The sequence below is a fragment of the Mesorhizobium sp. M1365 genome (assembly GCF_040317865.1).
Classification (GTDB): Bacteria; Pseudomonadota; Alphaproteobacteria; order Rhizobiales; family Rhizobiaceae; genus Mesorhizobium.
Genome location: NZ_JAMYLG010000003.1, coordinates 389,202 through 397,756, shown reverse-complemented (window position 1 = coordinate 397,756; position 8,555 = coordinate 389,202). Strand labels below are relative to the sequence as shown.

Annotated in this window: 4 protein-coding genes; 2 read left to right on the top strand and 2 right to left on the bottom strand. The window is 57.9% G+C overall.

Annotated features, from left to right (window positions below):
• The coding region (locus tag NKH04_RS06125; protein ID WP_353044049.1) for a hypothetical protein at positions 1-346 on the top strand (346 nt) is incomplete at its 5' end.
• A gap of 227 nt (positions 347-573) precedes the next feature.
• Here NKH04_RS06125 and NKH04_RS06120 read toward each other — a convergent pair.
• A complete protein-coding gene (locus NKH04_RS06120; RefSeq protein WP_352918336.1) occupies positions 574-5,325 on the bottom strand; it encodes an NACHT domain-containing protein in 4,752 nt (1,583 codons plus the stop codon).
• 477 nt (positions 5,326-5,802) lie between these two features.
• On the bottom strand, positions 5,803-6,852 hold the full coding sequence (locus tag NKH04_RS06115; protein WP_352766999.1) for a LacI family transcriptional regulator: 1,050 nt from the start codon (positions 6,850-6,852) through the stop codon (positions 5,803-5,805).
• Positions 6,853-7,246: 394 nt separating this feature from the next.
• Between NKH04_RS06115 and NKH04_RS06110 the strand changes: the two genes are divergently transcribed.
• Positions 7,247-8,485, top strand: coding sequence for an ABC transporter substrate-binding protein (locus NKH04_RS06110; RefSeq protein ID WP_352684520.1), 1,239 nt, complete (start codon positions 7,247-7,249; stop codon positions 8,483-8,485).
• Positions 8,486-8,555: the final 70 nt, after the last annotated feature.

The window sequence follows — 8,555 nt, the reverse complement described above, 5'->3', positions numbered from 1 at the left end:
TCCGCCGGCCTTGCCCTTGCTGCGGCGGGCGCATGGTCGTCATCGAGAGGTTCGAACGGTGGTGCCAGCCTCGTGCACCGCCTGCATCAAGAGCGCCGAACCGGGAGAACGCCCCATGACCCGGCATGGACCGTCTGCACACACGGCCGCGCCACGCTGGCGCCGGTCAACGGGATGTTATGTGCACGTTGCCGTGACGCCGGTCGTCACGCACACCAATCCCGTCGAAATCAACGCTACTGGCGCCGCGGCCTGGCCCGGACGCCGCTTCCACGACATGCCCACCGCGTCCTATGCGGAAGTTCGCGACAGGCGCTGGCACACCCCGAAATACAAATCTCCATAGCTCAGAGCGTGCGGCCCGCGGGTTCCTGCATGAGAGACTTTCGTACGCCTAACGGCACCCGAAACCCTTCAGCATAACGGACATCCAGATCAACTTTGCTGTTTCCTGAAAGCCGACATCACCGGTCACCATGCTGCGGGTCGCGGGCGGGTCGTGCGCTGGCTGTTGGCTCACCTCTACGCCAGATGAGAGCCGGTCTGTGCAAATAGTACGGAAAACCAGCAATCCTACTGAAGAAGCTCAGGTAAGCTTTGAAAAAGACGCCGTGCCTCCGGCCAACCCGCTTCAACAAAGAGAGCAAGGCAATCAACTAGCTTCCGTCGCCTTACTTCGTCTTCAAAAACGCTACGATAATCCGCCAGATACCATCCGATAAGCTTCACAAAAAGAGTGGCACCCATGCTTTCGTGTTCGTAGCGAGCAACTCCAGTGGTCCTTAACATCGCCTCGCTAATTAAATCAAAGCATTGTTCGGGATCGACCTCCATGAGAAAGCTTAGGACTGACAAGAGATGGTGAACTGACCCTGGAGTGCCTAGCGTCGTCAGTTTCGAGATAAACGGCGCATACTCCTTGAGGAACCTGCGTTTGGCGTCGACACCGGCAAGCTCAGGAGAGATTTCATCATGACCTACCGCATAGTAGATTTGGTCAGCAATTTCATTAAACAATTTAAGGGCAGAAACTTCTTCTGGAGTTGGCTCATTACCCGACGAAGGCCACGATTTCACCGCTGGTTCGAGAGCAGCGATTAGAATCCAGAGAAAATCTTGAGTTCTCCGGCGTAGTGTCACTTTTTCCGGGTCCTCATCATCAAAACCAATGATCAGCCCATTGCGGATATCAAATAGAGCCGACTGAAGACGCTCTTCTTGCTCTTTATAATTTTGCGTCCAATCGAACAGCAGTGCCTTAGATGTGGGGAGTTCTTTGTTAACTGCAAAAAAAACGATGAGCCCTGTCAGCGGATCGTCCCCTTTCTTTGGAAACCTCACGTCCGCAACGGGAATAGCCAACGCTTCCAACCGTTCGGGGTTTCGGCCAGCTAGTCTCGAAAGAGAGGCGATTGCCTGTTTCAAATTTGTAGCGTTCTTTTCTTTCTTCAGAAATTTTTCCGCAAGAGTCCACATCTCCTCTTCGGCTATTTGTTCGATCCAAGGAAGGACGCGAACAAGCTGAAAGCGGACAGCCGGATGAGGGTCATTTAGGAGTATATCTTGATAGCGCTCTCTAACTAATGGCCAAAACTCGGATTGAGTGGCGAGGATCGCTAATGCTTGAGCGGCTTCGATTCTTGGCGATGGTGATCCCCATGACGGAAAATCTGCGAATCTTTCCTCGGTTTCGTCCTTCAACTCGGGATCGCTGTGATGTGTCAGTTCCAGCAACCACCCGAGCGCGGCATCACGCTTCTCCGTAGGTACGAGTCCCTTAGATAAGGCAATCCCAAGTCCTTCTGCCAGCGCATCTGACATCTCCTGATCAAGCGCAGCCCCCATTGGACCAGCTTGAGCGACTGCGTCGCCAAGGGCCAAAGTTGAGTTCCACAAGAATGCTCCTCGATCCAGCGTCTCCTCTGCCTTAAAGGCATCGCGGGCGGATCGCAGATCGCTAACCAGGGCTAATAATGGTGCGACATCATGCGCCTTAACGTCTATCCCTTCCCGTTCAAGCCAATGCCGGTCAGATGCCGTCCAACCAGAGTTGAATTCGAGAGGCTTGCCGTTTTCAAATATGCTGCGACCCGTCTTGGCATCACGTAGGAATGCCCGTGCTGTTTCGGTGACGAGTTGGGACTCGCCTATCGTTTCAAATAGCGTTCCAATAATCTCAACGCGCACTTCGTCAGGCCGCGAGAACTCAGCGAAATTAAGCTGAAGCCAATCAGTCTCAGCTTGGGCACGTTCGTCTGATGACAGATGTGGGAACGTCGCAGCTATCGCGGAGATAGCGCTCCGGCGGGTATCAAGCGATTTAAGCATCGGCACACTGGCTGCCGTTTTCCAAATCTCCCTCCCAAGGATATCGGGCTTGGATGCTGCGATCTCGAAAACTGATCGCCACGCTAGACCAATGCCTGTTTCACTCAGAATCAGTTCAGGCACTTGCGTCAAAAGCGCCTGGTCGTCAGCCGTCGCTCCCCATGCACTTACCGCGCGGTAGAGCTTCGCGTAGTCGTCATGTTCCCTATCGTCTGCGTTCCACGCCCATATATGGCTGTAGTCCTGCTCGAACTCCCTCTCTACACCGGCAATCGAGACCCTTTGAACCTCCTGGCTTTCCCTGGCAGGATGTGACCTTTCGCGCTCACCTCGGATTGCGGCAGCGAAGGCACGTAAAGCGATCCGTGGATATCGCAACAGTAACTGAGGAAAATCGCTAGCGAGCGAATGTGTCGACATCGCAAAATCTTGGGCGGCATTAGACGTGAGCGAGAGTATCCAACTGCCAGACATTGAGGTGACTTGGTCTCTACTAAACTCTCCTCCACGAAAAACTCGATAAAAAAGCTGAACAACAAACTCTTCGTCATGCTCCGCGAGACTCAGACTTTCGCGCGCCAGCCACGGCACCTCGATAAAGCCAAGTTTTGAAAACCGCGGCTGCGAGAATATCTGATCCAACCTCTTCCGCGAGGCACCTGGGTCTGTTCCTATGGTCTTCGCGACGAACGGCACAACGTGTGATGCAAGCCATCGGATACGGCTCTCATCTGTCGACATGGCGTCGAACAGCACACGAGACGCCTTACCCAAGGACCTCAGCGCTTCGGGGCTCGGGTTGTCTTCGATCAGCATTCCAATCAATGCTCGAAAACTACCGAGCTGTTCGGGATTGGGATCACCAAGCGCCTCTAAAAGTGTAGCCCAAGCATCCACCGCTATCGGCTGCTTGAGCTGCGACTTCGTCATCAGCGAGCCGACGATGTGCTGAAATGCCCGATTCTTTGACGGATCGACTTTCGTGAGGGCATCCGCCAATGGCGTGAGGTCGTCGCCATTGTGAACCGACTCGACGGGCAGGCGGGCGACTTCGATACGAACGATTGGATCGATAGCATCATCGCCAATTAGCGATACGACAAAAGACCAATATTCCTCCGCGCTAAATGTAGCCTTCAGAGCTTCAAGCCAGTACCCTAGCGATGGAGTGACTAGGAGGCCTGCGCCGCTCGCCCGGCTCAAAAATTCTAATGCCGCTACGCGGTCTGGCAACAAGATCAATCGCGCGACGGCATAGTCGAATAGGACGTGATGCCGGAAGCCGATGCGGCGTGTCTGCTCTGTAACTAAAACGCCAACACGTTGAAGATCGTCAACAGCTTTCGCCGCTGTATCAGGAACGTCTGTTTCTGGGAGATCGATCGACCGAGCGGTGAGCATGCGCGTCACTACGGTCTTTAGACTTGTGACGGCCGGAAGGCCAAACTCGCTGATCCGTTCATCCCAATATCGCTCCAGCAGTTCTCCTCGCGTCGCTACCGAAGACAATGTACTTGCGGCCACACCGCTGTGCAGCAGGTCGCCAAGGAGGGCAAGATTGAAAGGGTTGCGGGCCAGGCCTTCCATCTTTGGTCCGCCTGCCTCGATCGCAGACGCAAGGATTGGCGATTTGACAGCGACATCCGCCTTTTCAACATCCGAAAGGAGTCCAATATGGATGTGTCGGACGGCGGAAAAATTCGGATCGGCATAAGCCGCTTGTGGAGCAGTTCCAGCGAAAAGCCGTCGCCACTCCCTGCCAAGACGGAGATCGAATGTTCTGACCGATGCAATGACATGCCAACCCGGAAGGGTGGACACTTCTTCCACGAGACGTTTGTAGGTGGCTTCGGCCAATCCTCCGCGTGCGGCATCAAGTGCGTCAAGCACGAGATATGCCGGTCTGTCGCCGGGCATCTGAGCGAGTACATCGATCAGCGAGTGTTGAAGGCCAATATCAATCCGCAGGGCGTCGGCCGAAATAGATACTGCCTCTACTGTAAGGACAACAACGGTAGCTTCCTTCGCAAGCTCTTGCGCTACTTCGCGAACGATGGCTGACTTGCCTGAACCCGGTTCACCGGTGATGGCGAGTAAGCCTCCCCGCGCCGCCTGGACGGTCAGTGCCGTCACGGGTCTAGCAATGGTGAAGTGACCCTCCGGGCTCGTTATTTGTGTGAAACGCTCGAGACGCCCCATGACGCCTGCGCTATAGGTGTTCAAGCGCTGTACATCGTCGCGATAGCTTGGCGGCTCGACCAGGCGAGCTTTGCCAGCTAGCGCCAGACGGATCGCTGCTGCATCTCCGCCCGTTCCGTTACCGGACGCAGTCGCGGCCCACGAAATTAGTGCCTCAAGCAGGGCGGCTTCATCCCCTACAACTGCTACAACATCGCGCAATCCATCTTCGACAGTCTGACGTTGCCCGTCACCCACGACGACTACAGAACAACACGCCAAAATAGACTGTCGTTCGGCGGGTTTGATCCCGATACCGGCGTGAGTGTTCCATGCGGCATCGATCAGCCCAGAGAAGGTCCTTAGCGCTGAGCCCAGGCTATTTGGCATGGCGGTTGCGGCGCCGGTACGGTTCCGATCGAGTGCTTCGCGTAGATTGTTCGCAACCGTAGCTGCGGTCGTCGACCCAACGGCGAGAACCAAGCGATCACGCGACGGATCAAAATCCCTACGCACTCCGCCGTCGATTATGCCATCGCGAAACTGTCGCACGAATTGGTCGGCGGCTGACGCCAGCTCACTCCCAGGATTTGATGACAGGCTAATCGTGCGTTTGGCCTGTACATAAATCTCGCCACGATCAGTCTCGATTAAAAGATCATCCACGGCCGTGGGCGTCTCAAATCGAATAGTACGTGGCACTCCAGGAAGCCCACCTGCCATACGTGAGACCGGGCGTTCGGCCAGCAGCAGCCCAGCCACGTACGCACCCACCTCGGCCTGAAAAACCACCCCTCCGGACGTGCCCCGCCCGCTCATCGTACAAGCCCCTGTGCCAAGAATTTTTCCATGAGAACAAAAGTAGAATATGGGGCACTGACGAGCAATCGACATCCGAAACTTGTCCCCAATGTTAGTAAAATGGTTCTCTGGATATCCCGTCAGGCAACTTTGGGCGGTAGCCGGGTAAATCCGGCGTTAGTTCAAGCGGGTGGGGTCGCGCCTAACAGTAGGGTATCTGGGACGTCTGCGACGAGACGCGGTCATTGATCCAAGGCTGCCGTGCTCATCCGACTTATCTGCACCATCCAGATGTGCTAAGCTTGGCTGTGATTCCACGCCGGAGATGAGGTCGGCGGGCGAATGTCGGCTCTCCGGTGCAGTCAGCCCGGACCGGACCATCCGCTTCCGGCCAAAGGCTGCCAGTCAGCAGCGCATTTTCCAGCCAAGTGGAAGAATGCGGCTAAGACAAACAGATAGAGCGGGATGCCCAGTTCAATTTGAATATATCCCGCTCTAGTCGGGGCGGCGATAGGCCTGCACTTCGCCCGGCTCGCTCAGGCTCTGCAGGGTGCCGGGTGCGGCGCCGCCGATCCAGCCCAGCACCGAGCGGGCGAGTTCGGCGCCGGCCAGCCGGAAGTTCTCGTTGACGACCAGCAATTCGCTGCGAAACAGGTGCAGAAGCTCCGACGATTGTTTGGACACCACATCGACATCGCGGCCAAGCTTGAGGCCGGCGTCTTCGATGCCGGCGACGATGGCGAGCGTCGCGGCGGCGGCGCTGCTGATGAAACCGTCCGGGCGGCTTTCGCGGCGCATCAGCTGCGCGGTCCGCATTCTGATCTGCTCGATCGAATGATCGATCGAAACAGTGTTGAACGGAATCTCGCTGGCGCCGACCTCGCTCAGAGCATCGGCAAAGCCGGCGAGCGTGTGGCCGTGATAGGTCAGCTCGACCGGCGGCGCCAACAGAGCCAGGCGGCGGCGGCCGAGGCCGGCCAGATGGCGCACTGCCTCGGCTGCGAAAGCGTAATTGTCGAAATCATGGTAGGGATGGATCAGCCCCATATCGGTGCGGCCATGCGTGGCAAAGGGGATGCCGCGCTCCAGCATATAACGGGCCCTCGGATCGTTCGGCTGCGTGCGCGAAATGATGACGCCGTCGGCTGAACCGGTTTCCACGAGGTAGCGGATCGGGTCGAGCGGATCCTGCGAGCGCGAGTAGGGTGTCACGATCAAATGGTAGGGTGTGTCGGCAATGACTTCGGAAACGCCGTAGATGATATCCGAGACAAAGCTCATGATTTCGTGCTCGGTGTTGAGCACCAGGCTGATGACATTGGTCTTGCCGGTGCGCAGGCGGACGCCGGCACGGTTGGGCCGATAACCGATCTGCTTGGCGACAAGCTGGACGCGCCGCCTGGTCTCGGCGCCGATCTCGGGCGCATCCTTCAGCGCGCGCGACACGGTGGTGACGCCCAGCCCGGTCATGAAGGCGAGCGTCTTCAGTGTCGGCCGGCCCCGGCCCGACGCTTCGTCGGCCTTCTCTTTTTGATGCCTGTTCATTCATCCCGCCCCGTCAGGCGCATAGCAGTTGCCGGGCAGGCCGGCAATCGGCGGGCCGCGGGTACGCCGCGGGCCTTCACCGAATGAGACCGCTATATACTGAAACGTTACAGATTGTCACTGCCGTGGCGATATCACTGGTGACAGGCGCAAAACGAGTGGCACTCCGGTCGGCGCAAAAAAGAGCGACAGAAGGAGCTTTTCCGGTTTTCTGGCGTCGCAGCATTGCATTTTGCAGTGCAACCCCTCTTGTTGCGATGCGGTAGGCCGGCGAGTCGCGCGATTTTATTCGCGCTTCGAAAAAACTTGATGCCACCTTCGCCTGAGGGGTTGCGCGCCTCAAGCAATTGCCGTATCGAAAATCTGTAACGTTTCAGATTCTGGGAGGAACGAAATGCGATACCAACTCATGACTGCTGCGCTGGCTGCGACGGTCGCGCTGCAATTTGCCGGCCCGGCGGCCGCGACGGATCTGGAAGTCACCCATTGGTGGACCTCCGGCGGCGAGGCGGCAGCGGTCGCCGAACTCGCCAAGGCTTTCGACGCAACCGGCAATCACTGGGTTGACGGCGCCATCGCCGGCTCCGGCGGCACGGCGCGGCCGATCATGATCAGCCGCATCACCGGCGGCGACCCGATGGGCGCGACCCAGTTCAATCACGGCCGGCAGGCGGAAGAATTGGTGCAGGCCGGGCTGATGCGCGACCTCACCGATCTCGCCACCAAGGAAAAGTGGACGGAAATCGTGCAGCCGAAGAGCCTGCTCGACGGCTGTACCCTCGACGGCAAGATCTATTGCGTGCCCGTCAATATCCACTCCTGGCAGTGGCTGTGGCTGTCGAATGCGGCCTTCAAAAAGGCCGGCGTGCCGGTGCCGAAGAACTGGAATGAATATGTCGCTGCGGCGCCCGCGCTTGAAAAGGCAGGCATCCAGCCGCTAGCGGTCGGCGGCCAGCCCTGGCAGGCCTCCGGCGCTTTCGACGTGCTGCTCGCGGCGGTCGGCGGCACCGACGCCTTCCTCAAGGTCTACAAGGACAAGGACGCGGAATTCGCCGCCGGGCCCGAGGTCGCCAAGGTCTTCAAGGCCGCGGACGATGCCCGCAAGATGGCCAAGAACACCAATGTGCAGGACTGGAACCAAGCCACCAATCTGGTCATCACCGGCAAGGCGGGCGGCCAGATCATGGGTGACTGGGCGCAGGGCGAGTTCCAGGTTGCCGGTCAGGTCGCCGGCAAGGACTATACTTGCCTTCCGGGCCTCGGTCTCAACGAGATGATCGCCACCGGCGGCGACGCTTTCTACTTCCCGCTGCTGAAGGATCCCGAAAAATCGAAGGCACAGGAAGTGCTGGCCCACACGCTGCTCGATCCCAAGACGCAGGTCGCCTTCAATCTCAAGAAAGGTTCGCTGCCGGTACGCGGCGACGTCGACCTCAAGGCGGCGAACGACTGCATGAAGAAGGGGCTCGAAATTCTCGCCAAGGGCAATATCATGCCCTGGACCGACCAGCTGCTTTCGCAGGATACCCAGAAGCAGAAGGAGGATCTTTTCTCCGAGTTCTTCGCCAAGCAGGACATGACCGTGGAAGATGCGCAGAAGCGCTTCGCCGCCATTGTCGGTTCGGCCGATTGAGCGATCGACCGACCGCCTCACTCCCGCCCCTGCAAACGCAGGGTCGGGAGCTCGGGTCAAGGCCTCTTGA